Source organism: Vitreoscilla filiformis (assembly GCF_002222655.1).
Lineage (GTDB): Bacteria > Pseudomonadota > Gammaproteobacteria > Burkholderiales > Burkholderiaceae_C > Ideonella > Ideonella filiformis.
This window is the reverse complement of the sequence record NZ_CP022423.1, coordinates 2,604,493-2,623,103: the sequence shown is the minus strand read 5'-3', so window position 1 is coordinate 2,623,103 and position 18,611 is coordinate 2,604,493. Positions and strand designations below refer to the sequence as shown.

Annotated in this window: 21 protein-coding genes; 8 read left to right on the top strand and 13 right to left on the bottom strand. The window is 61.1% G+C overall.

The genetic code is table 11. The features are described 5' to 3' along the window. The first annotated feature begins 56 nt into the window (after positions 1-56). The 6 genes from VITFI_RS12345 to VITFI_RS12320 are packed head-to-tail and all read left to right on the top strand — an operon-like array spanning position 57 to position 3,566. Positions 57-623, top strand: coding sequence for an RNA polymerase sigma factor (locus VITFI_RS12345; RefSeq protein ID WP_089418137.1), 567 nt, complete (start codon positions 57-59; stop codon positions 621-623). Then, on the top strand, positions 620-1,096 hold the full coding sequence (locus VITFI_RS12340; RefSeq protein ID WP_089417217.1) for a DUF3619 family protein: 477 nt from the start codon (positions 620-622) through the stop codon (positions 1,094-1,096). The genes VITFI_RS12345 and VITFI_RS12340 overlap by 4 nt, the downstream gene beginning before the upstream one ends. Position 1,097: 1 nt before the next feature. Next, complete coding sequence (locus VITFI_RS12335; RefSeq protein WP_198301462.1) at positions 1,098-2,006, top strand: DUF3106 domain-containing protein; 909 nt, start codon at positions 1,098-1,100, stop codon at positions 2,004-2,006. Between the two features lie 13 nt (positions 2,007-2,019). Then, the gene (locus tag VITFI_RS12330) at positions 2,020-2,568 is read left to right on the top strand and encodes an RDD family protein (RefSeq protein ID WP_089417215.1); all 549 of its coding nucleotides are present in this window, start codon (positions 2,020-2,022) and stop codon (positions 2,566-2,568) included. A gap of 11 nt (positions 2,569-2,579) precedes the next feature. Continuing rightward, positions 2,580-2,969 (top strand): diacylglycerol kinase, encoded by a 390-nt coding sequence (locus VITFI_RS12325; protein ID WP_089418136.1) that lies wholly within the window; start codon positions 2,580-2,582, stop codon positions 2,967-2,969. A 15-nt stretch (positions 2,970-2,984) separates the two neighbouring features. Next, positions 2,985-3,566 carry an LOG family protein gene (locus VITFI_RS12320; RefSeq protein WP_232476614.1) on the top strand — a complete coding sequence of 194 codons (582 nt, stop codon included), beginning with the start codon at positions 2,985-2,987 and terminating at the stop codon, positions 3,564-3,566. A 17-nt stretch (positions 3,567-3,583) separates the two neighbouring features. Here VITFI_RS12320 and VITFI_RS12315 read toward each other — a convergent pair whose 3' ends face one another. The 4 genes from VITFI_RS12315 to VITFI_RS12305 form a co-directional block, all read right to left on the bottom strand. Continuing rightward, positions 3,584-3,922, bottom strand: a complete 339-nt coding sequence (locus VITFI_RS12315) for a P-II family nitrogen regulator (protein WP_089417213.1) — start codon at positions 3,920-3,922, stop codon at positions 3,584-3,586. Between the two features lie 48 nt (positions 3,923-3,970). Beyond that, positions 3,971-5,665 carry an NAD+ synthase gene (locus VITFI_RS12310; RefSeq protein WP_089417212.1) on the bottom strand — a complete coding sequence of 565 codons (1,695 nt, stop codon included), beginning with the start codon at positions 5,663-5,665 and terminating at the stop codon, positions 3,971-3,973. Between the two features lie 81 nt (positions 5,666-5,746). Next, on the bottom strand, positions 5,747-6,010 hold the full coding sequence (locus VITFI_RS18240; RefSeq protein WP_198301461.1) for a hypothetical protein: 264 nt from the start codon (positions 6,008-6,010) through the stop codon (positions 5,747-5,749). Next, a complete protein-coding gene (locus VITFI_RS12305) occupies positions 6,007-7,245 on the bottom strand; it encodes an aminotransferase-like domain-containing protein (protein ID WP_198301460.1) in 1,239 nt (412 codons plus the stop codon). The genes VITFI_RS18240 and VITFI_RS12305 overlap by 4 nt, the downstream gene beginning before the upstream one ends. 154 nt (positions 7,246-7,399) lie before the next feature. On the opposite strand from VITFI_RS12305, the gene VITFI_RS12300 reads away from it, so the two are divergent. Both VITFI_RS12300 and VITFI_RS12295 read left to right on the top strand, forming a co-directional pair. After that, on the top strand, positions 7,400-7,792 hold the full coding sequence (locus VITFI_RS12300; RefSeq protein ID WP_089417211.1) for a DUF2917 domain-containing protein: 393 nt from the start codon (positions 7,400-7,402) through the stop codon (positions 7,790-7,792). Continuing rightward, entirely contained in the window at positions 7,741-9,054 is a 1,314-nt protein-coding gene (locus tag VITFI_RS12295) for a TIGR03862 family flavoprotein (protein ID WP_089417210.1), read from the top strand. Before VITFI_RS12300 ends, VITFI_RS12295 begins: the two co-directional genes overlap by 52 nt. A gap of 3 nt (positions 9,055-9,057) precedes the next feature. Here the strand turns inward: VITFI_RS12295 and VITFI_RS12290 are convergent, their stop codons facing one another. The 9 genes from VITFI_RS12290 to VITFI_RS12250 form a co-directional block, all read right to left on the bottom strand. After that, the gene (locus tag VITFI_RS12290) at positions 9,058-9,888 is read right to left on the bottom strand and encodes an urease accessory protein UreD (protein WP_089417209.1); all 831 of its coding nucleotides are present in this window, start codon (positions 9,886-9,888) and stop codon (positions 9,058-9,060) included. Between the two features lie 5 nt (positions 9,889-9,893). Then, positions 9,894-10,466, bottom strand: coding sequence for an N-acetylmuramidase family protein (locus VITFI_RS12285; protein WP_089417208.1), 573 nt, complete (start codon positions 10,464-10,466; stop codon positions 9,894-9,896). Between the two features lie 83 nt (positions 10,467-10,549). Further along, the gene (locus VITFI_RS12280; protein ID WP_089417207.1) at positions 10,550-11,182 is read right to left on the bottom strand and encodes a hypothetical protein; all 633 of its coding nucleotides are present in this window, start codon (positions 11,180-11,182) and stop codon (positions 10,550-10,552) included. Continuing rightward, entirely contained in the window at positions 11,175-15,188 is a 4,014-nt protein-coding gene (locus tag VITFI_RS12275) for a pilus assembly protein (protein WP_089417206.1), read from the bottom strand. Before VITFI_RS12275 ends, VITFI_RS12280 begins: the two co-directional genes overlap by 8 nt. Before the next feature lie 24 nt (positions 15,189-15,212). After that, positions 15,213-15,830 (bottom strand): pilus assembly PilX family protein, encoded by a 618-nt coding sequence (locus tag VITFI_RS12270; protein WP_157725674.1) that lies wholly within the window; start codon positions 15,828-15,830, stop codon positions 15,213-15,215. Between the two features lie 8 nt (positions 15,831-15,838). Further along, a complete protein-coding gene (locus tag VITFI_RS12265; protein WP_089418135.1) occupies positions 15,839-17,017 on the bottom strand; it encodes a PilW family protein in 1,179 nt (392 codons plus the stop codon). Then, positions 17,017-17,457, bottom strand: a complete 441-nt coding sequence (locus VITFI_RS12260; RefSeq protein ID WP_157725673.1) for a type IV pilus modification PilV family protein — start codon at positions 17,455-17,457, stop codon at positions 17,017-17,019. The genes VITFI_RS12265 and VITFI_RS12260 overlap by 1 nt, the downstream gene beginning before the upstream one ends. Continuing rightward, positions 17,444-18,067 (bottom strand): pilus assembly FimT family protein, encoded by a 624-nt coding sequence (locus VITFI_RS12255; protein WP_089417203.1) that lies wholly within the window; start codon positions 18,065-18,067, stop codon positions 17,444-17,446. Before VITFI_RS12255 ends, VITFI_RS12260 begins: the two co-directional genes overlap by 14 nt. Next, a complete protein-coding gene (locus VITFI_RS12250) occupies positions 18,061-18,498 on the bottom strand; it encodes a type IV pilin protein (protein ID WP_089418134.1) in 438 nt (145 codons plus the stop codon). Before VITFI_RS12250 ends, VITFI_RS12255 begins: the two co-directional genes overlap by 7 nt. Positions 18,499-18,611 lie beyond the last annotated feature (113 nt).

The following is an 18,611-nucleotide window of genomic DNA, read 5'->3' as shown; positions in this document are numbered from 1 at the left end:
CGATGCGATAATGGAAAGCTTGCATTGTCTTGGGCCGCGTGGCCCGCCACGCTCCCTTGGCCACCGACAAAGAACTCACAGATTTCCTCAAAAGCGTTGAAAAACGTGCCTTCAAGCGCACCGTCTACGCTGTGCGGGACGAGGACGGTGCGCTGGATATCGTGCAAGACGCCATGATCCGTCTGGCGGATCGCTACGCCGACCGACCGGCCGCAGAATTGCCATTGCTGTTTCAGCGTATCTTGTCGAACGCCACGACAGACTGGTTTCGCCGCCAAAAAGTGCGTGGCGCGGTGATGCAGAACCTTTCCGACTTTGAGGGCTCAGACGAAGGCGAAGACTTTGACCTGTTGGAATCGCTGGTGTCGGTTGAGGGGGCTCTCGGCGCGGAAAGTGCTGCGGACACCGTGGCCCGTCAGCAGGTGCTACTGCTCATCGAAGAAGAGGTGCAGAAGCTGCCGGGGCGTCAACGGGAAGCGTTTTTGCTGCGTTACTGGGAAGAATTGGATGTCGCCGAGACAGCCACGGCCATGGGTTGCTCCGAGGGGAGCGTCAAGACCCATTGTTCGCGTGCCGTCCACGCGCTGGCCAAATCCCTCAAGGCCAGGGGAATCTCATCATGAATTTTTCGAATACTTCACAAACGGTGGCCCGTCGCACGGGTGCTGCGCAGGCCGAGCTGGGCAGCGCGGAAGATCGGCTGGGCGCCCGCCTTGGAGCCGCACTGACCGAGCGCAGTTTGCAATCCGACCATGACATTGAAGCACGCTTGCGTTTTGCCCGAGAGCAGGCGCTGGCACGTGCGCGCCAGCGCCGTGCGGCTGCCCTCCAGGCCGCACCGGTGGCGGCTTCCCCGATTCGCGTTGGCTTGTCGACGCTGGCATGGCCCTCAGCGCCCAAGTGGGTGGGGCGTTTAGCGGTTGTGGTGCCGTTCATCGTGCTGGGGATGGGTTTGCTGGCCATCGATCATGGGTATGACCGGGCGCAGATCCATGCAACCGCTGAAGTCGATGTGGCCTTGTTGGCAGACGATTTGCCGGTTGGCGCCTACCGTGACCCTGGCTTTGTTGAATTCCTCAAGCACCCACAGGAGTGAGATGACACGACGCTGGCACCAAGCTGCTGTGGCAGCCGCTTGCGCGGTGGCGCTGGTTTGTGGGCAGGGCGTGCATGCGCAGGGCGTTCAGCCCATCGCCCCGGTGACTTGGGGAGCGTTGTCGATGCAGCAACGCACCACGTTGGCGCCTCTCGCTGTTGAATGGTCGCGCCTGGCACCTGCGGTGCAGCACAAGTGGATCGAAATTGCGGGCAAGCTGCCGACCATGTCTGCTGAACAGCAACAGCGGGTGCATGAGCGCATGCGCGAGTGGGCCCGCCTGAGTCCAGAGCAGCGCACAGAGGCCCGGCTGAATTTCCAGCAATTCCGCCAATGGGGCGGTGTGGACAAACAAGCACGCTGGGAAGCCTACCAAGCCCTGCCGCCAGAGGAGCGCCAGGCTTTGGCAGCCAAAGCTGCGCGAGCTGCTTCGGCACCTGCTTCGGCACCGATGGCGTCGCCAACGCATCTGTTGCGCAAGGCACCGTTGGGGGCGATGGTTCCTAAGTCCAATGTGGTGAAAGAAGCGCCAGTGCCAGCGGTGCTTGCCTTGCGACCTGTCGCACCGTCCGTGGTTCAGGCGCGGCCAGGCGTGACCACTCAATGGGTCGGGGTCAAGCAGCCCTCTCCGCCTGATCACCAGAAAGCGGGTCAACCTAAAATCGCCGCTGGCCCGGGCATGGTGGATCGTTCAACCCTGCTACCCAAGCACGGCCCACAGGCTGCGGGTGTGGCAGCACCGCACAAGCCGCCTGTGGTGGCTCGGGCAGGTGCTGCATCTGCGGTGAGTCCAGCGGCTTCATCGGCGGCGGTGGCCTCCTCTCCGGTTGTGGGGGCCGCGTCGGCAGCGTCGAGTGTGGTGGCCGCAGTGCCTGTGGCGGCTTCGGCGGTGGCCTCCGTGGTCAATTAATGGAGTTGCGTGGATGTCGGATTTGGACGAGATCCAGGCCCTGAAGCAAGCACCGACGCCCCCTGTTTGGCGCCGGTTGGCGGCCTTCCTGTACGAGGGGGTGTTGCTGTTCGGGGTTTTGATGATCGCTGGCTTGCTGTACTCCGTGCTCACGCGCATGGATCATGCATTGCATGGCAAATTGGGCCTGCAAGTGTTTTTGTTCGTGGTGCTCGGGGTTTACTTTGCCGGTTTTTGGGTGCGCGGAGGGCAGACCGTGGCCATGAAAGCGTGGCACGTCCGTGTGGTGAATGCTTCGGGGCGGGCGCTGTCCTGGCCTCAAGCCGTGGCGCGTTATCTCTTGGCTTGGCTGTGGTTTCTGCCGGCGTTGGTGGCACTCTGGGCTGCTGGGCTCAAGGACAGCGCCGCTTTTGCGGCAGCGTTGTCTGTCGGGGTCGTCACATATGCTGGGTTGGCGCGCTTGCGTCCGGATCGGCAGTTTTTCCATGACGTGCTGTGCGGCACGCGCCTGGTCACTTGGCGCCCTGCACCCCGTCCTAAGAAAGGGCGCGCTGGCGCCTGAAGATGTTTGTCATGTCACAGACCAATCCTCACAAAGGGCGCACGGGTTTGGATCGTGTGATCCACGCAGCGGGCTATTCATGGGCCGGGCTGCGCAAGGCTTACACCGGTGAAAGTGCGTTTCGCCAAGAAACTTGGCTGGCTGTGGTGTTGCTGCCTTGCGCTTGGTGGCTGGGGCGCACCTGGGTCGAAGTGGCTTTGTTGGCCGGCTCGGTGCTGGCGGTGTTGATTGTGGAATTGCTGAATTCTGCGGTCGAAGCTGTGGTCGATCGCGTCGGTTTCGAACTCCACGAGTTGGCCGCACGTGCCAAAGACATCGCCAGTGCGGCTGTCTTTCTCTCACTCCTGCTGTGTGCCGGTATTTGGGGCGCAGCACTGTGGCAACGCCTGTTGGGGGCCTGAGGTATGAGTCAACCCGTGACGTTTTCGCTCTGTGTCTACTGTGGCTCGCGCCACGGTCAAGATGAGCGCTTTACCCAAGCCGCTGTGGCACTGGGGCACGAGATTGGCCGCCAGGGCTGGCAATTGGTGTATGGCGGTGGCAATGTCGGCTTGATGGGCGAAGTGGCCAACGCGACGCTGGAAGCCGGGGGCCGGGTGGTCGGTGTGATTCCAGAGCGGCTGATGCAGCGGGAAGTCGGACACCGCCAGCTCAGTGAACTGCACGTGGTTCACACCATGCATGAGCGCAAAAAGCGCATGGCCGAAATGGCGCACGCTTTCTTGGCGCTGCCGGGTGGCATCGGCACGTTCGAGGAGTTGTTCGAGGTGTGGACGTGGCGCCACCTCGGCTACCACCAGCAACCCATCGGGTTGCTCAACGTGGCAGGCTTCTATGACCCGCTGCTGGCGTTCATGCAACGCACGCAGGCGGCCGGTTTTGTCGATACCGAGCAGCAGAGCATGCTGACCGTCGGCACCGACCCGGTGGACATGCTGCACACGCTGGCGCGCATGAGCGAGCCCCCCGGTCAGGCGGGCTGTTACGCCCGCATCTGAGCCTTGGGCTCAGGCGATCAAACGGCGGATTCGTCGGTTTCGCCGGTGCGGATGCGCACCACTTGCTCCACCGGGGTGACGAAAATCTTGCCGTCACCGATCTTGCCGGTCTTGGCTGCCTTGACGATCACCTCGATGGCACGCTCCACGTCGCCATCCTTGACCACGGCTTCGAGCTTGACCTTGGGCAGAAAGTCCACCACGTACTCGGCGCCACGGTACAGCTCGGTGTGACCCTTTTGACGGCCAAAGCCCTTCACTTCGGTCACGGTCAGGCCGGAAACGCCCACTTCGGCCAGCGCTTCGCGGACTTCTTCGAGCTTGAACGGTTTGATGATGGCGGTGATCTGCTTCATGGTTGTACTCCGCGATGAGTCGGGGGAAACGAAAAGGATGAGCGGGATTTAAGCACGGAACTTCGAGGTGATTGGGTAACGCCAATCACGCCCGAAACCCCGGTGGGTGATTCGAATGCCCACGGGGGCTTGGCGGCGCTTGTATTCGTTGATTTTGATGAGGCGTGTTACACGTTCCACATCGGCCCGGTCGAAGCCGGCAGCGACGATGTCTTCGATGCTCTGATCCTCTTCCATGTAGCGAGCCAAGATGGCGTCAAGCACCTCGTAGGGTGGCAAACTGTCTTGGTCTTTCTGGTCGGGGCGCAGTTCAGCCGAAGGCGGGCGCGTGATGATGCGTTCGGGGATGACTTCACCGATCGTGCCATCGGCCAGCAGGCCGCCCTGTTGGTTCTTCCACAGGCACAGGCGATAAACCAGGGTTTTGGCCACGTCTTTGATGACGGCAAAGCCGCCGGCCATGTCCCCATACAACGTGCAGTAACCGGTGACCATCTCGCTTTTGTTGCCGGTTGTCAGCACGATGGCGCCGGTTTTGTTGGACAGGGCCATCAACAGCGTGCCCCGAATGCGCGCTTGGATGTTCTCTTCCGTGGCATCTTCAGCCAGCCCCGTGAACTGCGGGGCCAAAGCGTGGTTGAACGCTTCGAACATGGGCGTGATGCCAATTTCGTCGTAGCGCACACCCAGGCGGGCGGCCATGTCACGGGCGTCGATCCACGAAATGTCGGCGGTGTAGGGCGAGGGCATCATCACGGCGCGCACCTTGTCGGCGCCGAGGGCTTCGACGGCCACGGCCAGCACCAACGCCGAATCCACCCCACCGGACAGACCGATGATGGCGCCTGGAAAACCGTTTTTGCCCAAGTAGTCCCGCACGCCCAAGACCAGCGCACGCCACACTTGTTCTTCTAGCGGCGGAATCGGTGCCAGAGGGCCGCTCACCGCGCCGGCGGCGGTGACGTCCAACAACAGGCTGTCGGGATCGAAGGCCGGCGCCCGGGTTTGGACGATGCCCTGGGCATCCACCCCGAACGATGCGCCATCGAAAATGATTTCATCCTGCCCACCCACCAAGTGCGAGTAGAGCAGGGCGCAACCCGTGGCCTGGGCGCGTGCGGCCATGCGTTCTTCGCGCTCGTCGTGCTTGTCGATGTGGAAGGGCGAGGCGTTGAGCACACACAACACCTGGGCGCCTGCTGCACAGGCGGCAGCGGCGGGTTCTTCCAGCCAAGCGTCTTCGCAAATCAAGAGGCCAAAGCGCACGCCTTGCACGTCAAACACCACGGGGCCCAAGCCGGCATCGCGGCCCGAAGCAAAGTAGCGGCGTTCGTCGAACACCTGGTAGTTCGGCAGATCCCGCTTGGCATAGGTGGCCACAATGTGGCCTTCGCTGAGCACGGACGCAGCGTTGAAGCGACGCGGCGCCGCGTGTGAGCGTGAACGCACATCGGGCGTTTCTGCGTGCGGATGGCCGACCACCACGTGCAGCCCAGGGCAATCCGCCAATTGTTCGGCCAGTGTTTGCAGGTGCTGCGCACAAGCCGCCATGAACGCCGGACGCAGCAGCAAATCTTCAGGGGGATAACCGGTGAGGGCCAACTCGGGGGTGACCACGAGCCGCGACCCTTGTTCAAAAGCCTCACGGGCCGCTTGGAGGATGCGCTGGGCATTGCCCGCCAGATCGCCGACGGTGGCGTTGATTTGTGCCAGGGCGACGCGGACGCTTGCAGGGCTGGACATGGTCACTCGCAAAGTCGAAGCGGCTGATTATCTACCGCTGCGCATGTCCGAGCCGGGGGCTGCCTCATCCTGGGTCGTGCTTCAAGCAGCGAGGAGGCGGCGGCGTTGAACGTCCAGCAACGCACACGCAATGTGGCCCACCCGCTGCAACGCCTGTTGCTCGGCGGGCCCCCATCCCTTGCCCAGCCCGAGGCGCACGCAGTGGTCATAACGCTGGCTGGTGCTGAACATCGCGCCGGGGGCGATGCAGATGCGCTCGGCCAGAGCGGCTTCGTGCAGCGCCAGGCCGCTCAAGCCGTCGGGCAGTTCCAGCCAGAGGATGTAGCCGCCTTCTGGGCAGGTCATGCGGGTGCCTGCCGGGAAGCTGTGGGCGATGAGCTTGCGCGCGCTTGCGCCATGCGTTCGGCCACGGTGGCACGCAATTGGCGCAAGGCGGGTTCGTGCTGAACTTGGTCGAGCAGCTCCGTCATGGCCCATTCGAGCAGCTCGGTGTGGCCGCCGCTCAGGGTCGATTTGAGCCGCTGCACTTCGCTGCTCCAGCGCCCGGCTTCCACCCAGCCCAGGCGCAGCCCCGGCGCCACCGTTTTGGAGTAGGACGAGCACAGCAGCACATGCCCCGTCGTGTCGAACGATTTGATGGCTCGCCGCCCTTCGGCACGGGGGCACAAATCGTTGTAAAGCGCGTCTTCAATGATGGGCAGATCGTGCTCACGCGCCAGGCGGGCCAGTTCACGCCGGGCGCCCAGCGGCATGACCGAGCCCAGGGGGTTGGACAGCGTCGGCACCAGCAACACCGCTTTCACCGGCTGGGTGTCCAACGCCAGTTGCAGGGCGGGCACCGACAGGCCGGTGCGCGGGTGGGTGGGGATTTCCAGCGCCCGCAGCCCCAAACTCTCCATGATTTGTAACAGACCGAAATAGGCGGGCGACTCAATGGCCACCACATCCCCCGGTTGGGTCACCGCTCGCAAGCACAGGCTGATCGATTCCAGGCAGCCATTGGTGATGAGGATGCGCTCCGGATCGAGGGTGCAGCCCATGCCCAGTGCGCGGCGGGCGATCACCTCGCGCAAGGGCCGGATGCCCGGGGCAAACGGGTAGTGGCTGAGGGAGTCAGCGTGCTGTTGCAGTGCCCGGCTCATGGCTTTGCGCAGCCGTTCGGGGGGAAACAGATCGTCGGTCGGGCACGCGGCGCCGAAGCTGATGAAACGCTCGTCCACCGCTGCGCTCATCACCTGTTCGACCAGCCGGCTGACATCGACCGAGCGGGAATCTGCCGGCGGGGTCGTGATCGCGGGCACCGCCAGCGCAGGGGCGCGCCGCGCCACTTTGCTCGCCGCCGGGGCAGATACCGCCACAAAATAGCCCGAGCGAGGCCGGGCCTCAATCAAGCGGCGATCTTCCAGCGCCCGATAGGCTTGCAACACCGTGGACTGCGCCATGCCCTGCTGGCGTGCCATCTCGCGCACGGAGGCGAGTTTGTCGCCTTTGCGCAGGGCGCCACTGTGAATCAGGGCGCTCACCCGGTCACAGAGTTGGCGATAGAGCGGGGTGGGGGCATCGGAAAACGAAGTGTCCATGTGGCCTGATTGTGCGAGCCTCTGTATCGGCTGTTGCAGTACAGATGCACCCTTCTATGGACAATACAGGTGGCCGTTTCCCCTGGGCTGGTGCCCTGTCAGACGGCGTGACTGTGGCTAGGCGGCCGGGTTTGTACGGCCTAAGGTCAGGGCCATGAACACACAGCCTACCTCCACCGATCGCACCGCCCGGTTCCTGGGCGGGTCTGACATCACTTTGCTGCCACCTGGCCAAGCGATGCGCCTTGATCCACGTTGGATTCGCGGTGCATCGGGCCAGCGCCTGATGCTGGAAGTCAGCGCCGGGGCGCTGTGGCTGACTTGGCCGGGTTGCGATGACGATCGCTACTTGGTCGCCGGTGAACGCTGCCGCTTGCCGGACGATCCCGACGTGCTACGGGCCTTGCTGATCGAAACCGAACCGCGTTTGGCGCCTGGCGCGGCCCAATTCCGTGTCGTGGGGCAACCGGCACCTGGCATAGACTGCGCCTCCTCATGCCAGACACGTTCCTTTCTCCAATTCGTCGCACCGCTGCTGCGCCGCTGATCGCCATCGTCGGGGCCGGCCCGGCGGGGCTCATGGCGGCCCAGCACCTGCGCCACGCCACTGCCTCTTCCGAAGTTCCGCCCGACGTGCATGTGTTCGACGCCATGCCCTCGGTGGGACGCAAGTTCTTGCTGGCCGGCAAGGGGGGGTTGAACCTCACCCACGCCGAGCCTCTGCCCCAATTTGTCAGCCGTTACGGGGAACGCGCTCCGCAGGTGGCCGCGTGGCTCGACGTGCTGGGCCCCCAATCCCTGCGAGACTGGGCACAAACGCTGGGGATCACCACGTTTGTGGGCAGTTCCGGCAAAGTCTTTCCCGAAGCCATGAAAGCGGCGCCGCTGCTGCGGGCTTGGTTGCACCGGTTGCGGGAGGATGGGGTGCGGTTCCACATGCGCCATCGCTGGCAAGGCGATGGGCTGAGGGCCGATGCCAACGGTCAGCACGCCCTGAGTTTCAACACCCCTCATGGCCCCGTGACCTGCCACGCGGACGCTGTGCTGCTGGCGCTGGGTGGTGCCAGTTGGGCACGGTTGGGGTCGGATGGGGCTTGGGTTGGGCCCTTGAGCGAGGTGGGTGTCGGTGTGGCCCCGCTGCGCCCCGCTAATTGTGGTTTCGACCTGGCATGGAGCCCCCATCTGGCCGAAAAGTACGCCGGATCACCGCTGAAAAACGTGCGCCTGCGCTTCGATGGTGACGGGCAAGCGCCGTTTGATCGACTGGGGGAATGTGTGCTCACCGCCACCGGGCTGGAGGGCTCGCTGGTGTACGCGGCCAGCGCCCGACTGCGCGAAACGCTGTTGGCACAAGGGCGGTGTGATGTCACCCTCGATCTGCTGCCCCACCGCACGGTGGACGAACTGCGCACCGCACTGGCACGGGGGCGGGGTTCGCGCAGTTGGGCCAATCACCTCAAGGAACAGGCGGGGCTGAGTGGCGTCAAAGCGGGTTTGTTGCGGGAAGGGCTGGACGCTGCGGCCTGGCAGCAGCTCATTCAAACGCCCGCCGCTTTGGCTCAGCGCATCAAAGCCCTGCCGTTGACGCTCACAGCGATGCGACCGCTCGATGAAGCGATCAGCACCGCCGGCGGTGTGCGTCTGGAAGACCTGACGTCGGGCTTGATGCTTCAGCCCTGCCCCGGCGTGTGGTGTGCGGGGGAAATGCTCGATTGGGAAGCGCCCACGGGCGGCTATCTGCTGACAGCGGTGATGGCCAGCGGCGTCGTGGCCGCCCAGGACATGCGCCGTTGGCTGATTCCTCGCTGAGCGTCACATTGCCCAAATGCGCGGCGCGACAGGGGCCAAGCCCCAGGCTTGCTGCCGCCACAGCGCCCGAATCGATTGCCACAGCGCAAACACGGGCTCGACCATGGGCGCCAAGCTGCGGCAGACGATGAGGCGTTCGTTCGGACTCGTCACCCCCACGCGGGCCGCCAAGGGGCTGGCCGCGATGTGCGTGCGGGTCAGCTCCAACAGTTCGGCCCGCTGCGCGGCGGGCCATGCGCTGCCCGTGGCCAGCCACACCGTGCCCATCACGCGCTGGCCGGCCAGGCCCACGGGGCTGTCCAGCAACAGCGTGTCGCGGGCGTCCAGGTGGCCGCGTTCAAGCCACACGCCCGGCCACTCCACATGCTGGGTGACACAGCCTTGTTCGAATGCCAAGCCCGCAGCGGGCAGGCCCAGGGCCAGCATGTCCCAGCCCAGCATCTGGGCACCGGGGGCCAAGTCAAAGTGCAACTCGTTGCGGGCTTGGCAGGCGTTGTAGGCGATGCTCTCCAAGGGGAGCCACTCCAGCCGAGCATCTTGGGCCACGTGGGCGCGAACTTGCTGCACCGCCACTGGCCCCGCGCTGCGGTAAAACCGGGTGGCGCTGGGCGTGGTGATCACCGCATGGGTGCCGGGATCTTGGCGCACATCGACCGCCAGTGTGTCCCCCCCGACGATGCCCCCGGGCGGATGCACCAGCACATGGTGGCAGATGCCTTCCCCTTCCGGGTACAGCCGTTGCAAGACGCGCAGCGGCCCGTCGTGCCGATCCAGGGCGATGGTGCGCGCACCTTGCCGGCGGTAGTGCAGCTCAAGATGGCCGTGCCAACCCATGGGGATCACGCCATGGCGGCGTATTTGGCGTAGGCGGCGGCCAGCTTGGTGTCGTAGGCGTTGCGGGCGTATTCGGGGCCGTTGTAAACCCGGGCGAATTGGGCCCAGTTGCGGTTTTGCAGGGCTGGCACCAGGTTGTTGGACTTGATGAATTCGCAGAAGGCGTTCAGTTGGTCGGCTTCGGTGTTTTGCATCGCGTCATAAAACTCATCCACGTTGTTGAAGCCGCAGATGCCATAGTTGAAGCCCATGATCTGGAACTTGCCGTAGCTGGCGGACATGCGAGCCGCCGTCCGGTTCAGGGCCTCGGCTTCGCGCAGACGATCGTATTCAGCGGCGCCACCCTTGTAAAACTTGGTGGTCCAGCGGGAATAACAAATCGTCGGGTTGCTGGTAGCGTAAGCGCCCGAGGTGTACTTGTAAAAGATGTGGCCTTCAAACAGGATTTTGGCCAACCCGTTGCTCAGAAAACCGGCACCGGCACTCTCGACTTCGGCGACCGCCCGAATGGCGGCCACTTCGCATTCGAGGATGAAGGCGGCGGTTTCGAAATCGTTGTCGCTCAGCAGTTTTGACATGGGGCAGTTCTCCGGTTGGCAGGATCTCGATGGATGCCTGAGCAGGCGTTCAGAAGTGTAGGCGATGTGTCACGGTGCTGTGCTCAACGCAAGGGTCGTCGCTCCAGCACAGGGTTGAGTTGCAGCCAAATGTCCTTGGTCGAGGCGACGTTGCGCCCGTCGCGGCGGGCGGGCACATGGGGTGTTTGCTGGAGCACCGTGGCGATTTGAGCCGCGAACGGTTCGTCTTCGGGCGAGCATTCCAAGATGAGCACGTCGGTCACGGTTCCGTGGTCATCAATGTGCAGGCGCAGGTGAATCGGTTGCCCGCTGCTGGGTTGGAGCAAAACGGCGCCGAAATCTGGGGCGGTCACGGGCAATGCGGGGCTGTCCACGCTGTCGTGCGAGCGGGAGGGCGGCGAGTCTTGGACACCGGGTTCGGGCAGACCGGCGGTGTCCGGTTCCGTCCAAGTGGGTGGGGGCGTGGGAGCTGGCTGCGGGGGCGCGGGATCCTCGACCGGGGGTTGTGGCAGCGCCGGCGCGGGCAGGGGTAACGCTTGAGCCACGTCCCCCGGGCTGATTTCAGGGGGCAGCCAGCGCACCATCACCACTTCACCGGGGGCGGGTTGCGCCGCAGGGGGCGCGGCCCACTCGGATGTTTGCGCCACCTGCCACCCCAGCAGGTGCAGGGCCAGGGTGCCTGCTGCACCCCAAGCCCCGGAACGACGGTCAGTCAATCGTTGAAATCTCGCGCCAGTTGAGCCGTTGCGTGGCGTTGGCCACGGTGCCGATGCGCAGTGTGGTGACTTTGCCTGAGCTGTCCCCCGCCGTGACCAAAATGGTGCCGTTGACGCTCTGCACGCTGATTTCAGTCACGATGCCGCTCTCGTTCAAAACAGAATCCACGATGGTGGTTCCATCGCTGCCGACCAACACCGAGGCACCCGAAGCAAAACGCACTGCGTAATAAGCGCTGGTGCCGGATGGGTTACAGGCCGAGCTGTCATCGGTGTTGTTCACCCCGAAGGCGACGACGCCGTTGTAAACGTCGCCGTCCGTGGTGATGCCGCCAGCCACGTCGTAATACCAACCCATGGCGGAGGGGGTTGCATTCACTGTGTTCAGCCCCTGCGTCAGATCGGTGACTTCGGTGAGCTGGCTGCGGGTGATGGGCAGCGAATAATTATCGGGGATGGTTTCGGCAGTGTAGAAGCGCCCGGATTCGTAGGTTCCATCCACCATCGCAAAGAAGGTTTGGTTGTTGTTGCTGTCGATGTCACTGCTATGCAACAAGCGGCCCGTGCCGACCATGACATACCGCTTGAGAGTACTCGGATCCACACCAATCATGGGCGATGCGGTGATGGGCAGCACGTCACCGGAGGAGCTGCGCAGTTGGGCCAGCAAAACAGGGGCGGGGTAGGCATTGGGGGTACCGGTCAAGTCAAATCGCCACAGATTGCCTTGCAGGTCACCGATATAAACCGCGTCGGCGGTGTAATCGGCCACGTTCGGGATGAACGAGCGCATTTGTCCGAAATTGACGGGCGTGGTGGCCGAATCCGGGGTGGCAATCGCTTCCAGCAGGGCGCCTGTTTTGGGGTTGACCACAAACAGATAACCCTTACCATCGTCGTTGTTATAGCCTGATGTCAGCAACACCACCCAGCCATATTTTTCTGTTTTGACGACGTGGGCGTCACCATATGAATAACCCATGTGCTCATGAGTAAACTCCCACAGCACTTTGCTGGATAACACGGATTCAGACGTCCAACTGCTGGGGTCGGTGACATCAATGGCGTAATAGCCTTTTCCGCCTTTGCCCAAGCCACCGATGATGACGGTGCGCCAATCTGGGGTGGACGTGCCGCTGTTGTAGGTATTGGACAGGTCAATGTCGAAAGACAGCGGCGTAGCATCGACGAAATAATGGTGCGTGAAGCTGGGGTTGCCCAGGGATGCCAAGCCAGTCGTCGAGGCCGTTGAGGAGCTGCCGTAAACAAAGCTTGGAATGTAGGCAAACAATTCCATGCCGCGAGTGGTAGAGCTCAACGAGCCATCGAAGGCGTGCATCATGCCATCGTTCGCGCCGATGTAAACCACGGTGCTGCGGGTGGACCACTTGCGCTTGAAGGCACCGTAACCGGGGTTATAACTGTCGTAATAAGGGCGGGACGGCGATGCAACCGCAGTGGGCTTAGAGTTCACAATGTCCCCCAGCAAGTAGGTTCGATTGCGATAGACGCCGCCCTTGTTCAATTCCTGATCCCGGTCGCCGCGCAAGTAAGCGATGAAATTAGACCGGGATTGTGATGTAACGCCTGGCACGTCACTAAAAGACGCCACGTAGGTGCGGGAAATCAATGGCCGGTTGCTCAAATCATTGACGGTGAAAGCCAAGCCGGCTTGCGTGGGGGAGCCGTTGTCGTCATCGGTGGTCACTTCGCAGCAGGTGATGATTTTTCGCTCTTCGGGTGTGGTGGTTTCTAGCAGGCTGCGGGCGTCCCAAATTTGGGTCAGGGTGGGGGTGAAATTGGCGTCGTAGCTGATGCTAGAGCCCACCACTTTGCCGGTCCACGTGGTGGGGTCGTAGCTGGCGGCGTAGTTGGCGTTGTCGGTGGTCGTGCTCTTGCGTGTGGCAGAGGAGAAAGCGGTGGTGGTCGCGGCGCCCAATTCGGAGGCGATTTTGGCGAAGGCAGATTTCAGGGCGGCAACCATCACGTCGCCCTGGTCAGCGGCAAAATAATTGTCTGGGCGCTGATCCGAGTATTCGTTCAAAGTGACCGGGTCAGTCCAAAGAAGGGTATCGGTGGTGTTATACCAGTCGGTCAGGTTGAGAGTGCTCGGGCCATTGCCGGCGCTGTAGGGCTCAAAGCCTGACGGTACGGTGAAACCACCATACTTGGCTGCCATCCAGTAAGGATTCTTGCTGACGTAGACATCGTTTTCTTTCACGTCTAGCCAGTAGGTGCTGATGGTTTGGGTGTCGGGAATATCGCTGCGAATGTCGGTTGTGTGAACGTCGTAGGCCAGTCCTGCAATGTAAAAGGTATTGTTGGTGCCCGGATTTCTACAGGTGGCGGAGATGGTCTGGCCCTTTTTGGGGGGAGGGCAGTATTTGGGTGCAAATTCAGTGGCCAGGGTGTCGGCTAAATCTTCAAGCTGGGCCACCATTTTTGTAGATTTGACAACGTCCACATAAGCCGCATCGCTGCTGACTTCGGTGGGCATGGTGTTTTCTTTCCCTCTTAGTGTGTCCAGTGCGCCGGGTAAATTGGCGTCATTGTTCGCGTAAACGTCACCGATGCCCAAAATGAAGTTCTTCTGGCAGGCATAAATGATGGGGTCGGCCGAGCTGGCGGGGGCGCCGCTTTGCCAGGCTGTTGTGCTCCAGTCTGTGACGATCGGGAATTCGTCAAGAATCAATATCTTGCTGAAATCGTTGGACGGCAGCTCGCTGTAGGACGCCACGTTGCCGACATTTCGGTAGTAGCGAGTGACAGCATAATAAAGCTCACTAACAGGATCTGATCGACGATAGCGATATTCGTCTTCAGTGGAGCGGTGGAGGCTTTGTCCGAAGTGATTGATGTAATTGATTGATCCGCTCCAGGTGGTCCATCCATTAAACTGTGCGGACAAACTGCTCTCGGGATCAGTTAATACAATTCCCGTTGTGCTATCCCATTCTGGGGTGGAGTTGGCGGAGGTGGTTCCATCGGCATTGGCTTTTTTCGGGCCAATGAATTTCATCGGGGAGCGAAGCACGCCACCATCTCGGCGGTCTGGATTGTCCGTGTCGTTCAGGTAGCCGAAAGTAGCGAAACGAATGCGTTCTGCATAGTTCTGCATCAACCCTTCAGGTTTGTAATTGCCAGAACCTGCGCTGGTGTAATCGGTGCAGTTGCTTTCGATGGAAACACTAGGGTCACAAACCCTGACGTTGATATAAATCTGATAAATTTTTGCTGGATTAGCGTAAGCGCTGTTATCCGATGTGACGTAAGAGTTTTGCCCCGTGTAGTCTTCCGGGGTGTAATTCGCCGTATCGATGCAAGTGTAGCCAACTTTACACCCGGTGGAAGGGCTCATCTTCACGGTACTGACTTGGGTGGCCGTGCTCGTGACGAGCATGGAAATCCCTTGATTTTGTATGGCCGTGGTAAGAGTCGTCCAATTAAAAGGCGTTGCTCCCGTGATGTTGGTCGTGATGGTTTTATCTGGTGCGGTGACGTTGATCGAAGTCGAGTTCGGAGTTTTGGCAATAATTTTCGTTAGAATGGTATTGCCAACTGTGTCCGTGGAACGGTAACCCCCCGTCAAAGCCCACCGGAACACATCCATGGTTTGCATACTCGCCCAGTTCAAATAGTTGCCGCTCCAAAGCGGCACACTCGACGAGCTGGTGCAAGTTTGCGAAGAAGTTGTGCTGTGCGGGATGAACTGACTGTTCTTTGGCGTCGTGCTGTTGTAGCTGTAGCGATAACACTTGGCCGGGTCAAAATACCCCACATAAGTGTTGGCCGCCGAGTAAGTTTTTTTCGGATCGCTCGAATAAGCCGTGGTGTTGGCCGTAGGCCATTCCACCGAAAGCGCAAATGCCAAATTGCCCGGAACCGCCACCGTCGTGAACAATGGCGAATCAGCGAGATTAACATCAGCCGCTAGTGTGGCCGACGTGCCAACGGCCAACCAGGCCGCCAGCGTCAGTTGTACCAAAGACTTCAAGGGGTGAGACATTTCGGCTCCTGCTCTGAAGAGCGGTCACATCGCAAAAATGGATTGATAGAAAGCTTGCGCAGATCGGGGGCCATCGACGCGAACAGTGATCCGATAAACAGTCATTTCACACTTCAAAACTTCACCACCCCCGACCGAAGAATCTTGCCCAGCCGAGTGCCCGCCGCAAAACTTGCTGATCATGGTGCAAGTGTCCGTCGCCGAGGCCCCTTCTTCGGTACACAATCGATCGATGACCGTTCGGATGATCACACTGGTGTTGGTGCTTTCAATGTCACTGCCCGTCATGCCCGCAGCGGCGTAAGCGGTATCACTCAGCAAAATACTGGGAATCCCTTGAGAATTACTGGCCAGTTGCACGGCTGAATAATTAATGGCCTTTTGGCTGGATTCTCGCGATACTTTGGAACTCAGGGCGCCCGAATTAAACTGGGCAACAGCCCAAGCAATCCCGCGCTCACCTTGGTTTTGCATGTCGCGCCGGGTGGCCAATTGGCCAGTCAGCAACAAGTTGGCATCCGACGAGCGAAGCAGGGCCACGCCACCGGCTAACAAAATCAACAACGTGGCGAGCACAATCAGCAAAGTGGCACCTTGCTGATGACGCCGAATGCGACGACGATCGGTGGCGGCAGCGGGCATGGCAACAATCATGGCGTCAGCATGTGGGTGTTGCGCAGCACCAGCGTGGTGTCCACAACACGGTAGCGATAGCGGCGCTCATCGTCGGTCAGCGTGCGGGTGATAGACAGACCTTGCGCAGCCAGATCCGGGAAAATCGTCAGGCTGGGCGCCGATACCATGCCTTGGCGTGAAGAACTCACTTCATCCATTTGCAAAACCAGCGCCACCCGAACCGATTTGATTCTCTTCAGTTTGGTCGAGAGTTGGCTGTTCGCCAAAATGGCAGTGGTCGCAAATTCCCCCGTTGACGCGGAAACCCAGCCATCTTGTTTGCCGTCGTTGGTGGTGTCCACACCATAAATGGCGTGCATTTCCAAAATACCGCTGGCACGGGCCTGTAAAGCATCGTCACCGCCAGACATTTGCAGCAGATCATAACTGTAAAGTGTTTTGTTGCTGCCAACGCCCAGCAGCATCATTTGGGGCGCTGTGCCGGTTGAGGGAATGCCAAGAGGCAGGGCAATGCTGTCTTTGGAAAAATCGGCAAGATTGAGGGTGTCAATGTGGGAGGCATGAAAATCGCCGTTCAGTGGCACCGTCGTGGCCGTGGCGTCGGTATGTGACGAGCTGATTTGCGTCACCATGCAGTTGGAGCTGTTGATATCGGCAATCAGCACCAACTGGGAGGCCGTCAGAGCGTAGGCATTGTGGACATTCAAATGATCTTCACCGGGCGCGCTGGTCAGGGATGACGGAATCCCCGCATGGTTGGCAGCAGCGCCCATCACCATCAGCGTGTCTGACGGGGTGTTGGTGCCCGAGGATACGCCCGGAAAAATCAGCACCGGGGCCAGCGGAAATTGGTAAGCCTCATGGGGGTTGATGTGCGCAAACGGATCGGGCAGCGCTGCCGTGCGAGGCAAGGTTTGCCCGGTGCTGTTTTTAGCGTAGAGCGTGCAGCCATAAAACGTACCACTCTCGACGGTGAGCCCACTGCCTGCGCTGCGCACCCACTGATCCATCATGAACGAACTGAGGCTGGAGGTTTGTTCGATGGTGTTGAGGCCGTTGCTCACCCGGTTACGGCCTTCACTGCCCGCCAACAAGACCAAAATCGACAGCGAAATGAACAGCGAAATGACGATGGCGACCAAAAGCTCAACGAGCGTCATGCCGCGCTGTGCTGAACGGGGTGGCGCTTGCATCAACTCAGCTCCTGAGGAATCACCATCTCGGTGACGTAGCGGCTGGCTTGGCCTTGATGGGTGACCGATGTCCACCGGATGGTGATCAGCACCACGCCACTGGCGTCAGGGTCACTGACGGTGAGTTCAGCAGCACGCAAACCCGAAATGTCTTCGTTTTGGAGGCGTGTGGTTTTCCAGGTGTCCAGCACCGTGGAGTCCAGCGTGGCGCTGTTATTGGCCCACATTAGCGCAGCCAGCTCACTGGCCATGAGGGCCGCTTGGTTGCGTTCGGTGGCATCGATGGCCACGCCGATCGCTCGCCCGTGAATTTGCAACATGCCCATGAGCCCGACGAACGTGAGCAACATGGCCACCAGCACTTCCAGCAGCGTGAACCCCTGTTGGCGTCGCCGTGGACGGGCGGGGGGGATGGACGGCAAGGGGTCAGCGGCAGCCATCGGGAGCCTCGTCACTGAGGGTTTTGTCGGGGTTGCACATGCGCACTTCACCACTTTTGCCCACCTGGACGCGCATGCGGCGGGTCGTGCGGGTGTGGGTGAAGGTGTATTCGGTGTAAGGGGTGGCCGCGCTGGGGGCTGTGCAGTCAACCCCCAGTCCATTGGCCGCCGCTGCCAGTGTGACTTGCTGACCGAGGGCGTTAAAGCAAAGTGCGGCAACGCCGCTCACGCTGACATTCATGGACGCAGGATCCGTGCCGTTTTGCAGCATCTGCTGGGTGCTGGCATCCTCACCGCTGCGCTGCAAAGACTGCACCCACCACCGCTGGCCATTCGCCACCGGTGTGGCGCCAATGGCGGGGGTGGCTTGTGTCAACACCAGCGCGGTCGAGCGGCTGCGGCGCAATGCCTCCGCTTGGGCCAAGCGCACTGCGTGCTGGATTCCTTCAGCCGCTGCGCGCAACCGTGACACAGCCACCCATTCGGTGATCTGGGGAATGGCCAACGAGGCCAGTACGCCGATCATGAGCAGCACCATCAGGAGTTCGACCAACGAGAACCCGTGTTGGCGCCGCTGACCGTGGCAGCTGTGCGAAGGGTGTTTTAGCATTTCCCTCCCTTGCTGGTGATCCAGCACCCCGAAGCGCTGCTGCCCCACTTGGCCGGCAGAGAAACGGTGGCGCGGGTACCATCTTGGTTGATGCTGTACGCGAATTCGGCCATGGTGCCGGTGCCTTGCGCCAGACCCACCCAGGCGGCACTCGACAGCGAGGAGCACGAAATGGTGAATTCTCCCGCCGAAGCCGAAGATGAACACGGGCTGGCCGCCCACGATGTGTCGATGTACTTGCGGTTGTCTTGGTAGTGCTGTTCCATGCGCACGCGCAGGGTGGACAGCGCATTGGTGGCGTCCACGATGCGACCTTGCAAAGCATGATCTTGGTAAATCGGCATCGCAATGGCGGACAAGATCCCGATGATGAGCAAGACGATGGCCAGTTCAACCAGCGTAAAACCCGATATGGCGCGATTTTTGTTCATATGTCCTCAGCGAATTTGGAGATGGGCCACAACAAAATCGATGAGACTCGATTCAAATTTTAAATGGAGCTCATCCCGAAAAAGAAACAATCAAGAAAGGGAGTGTGTCAACC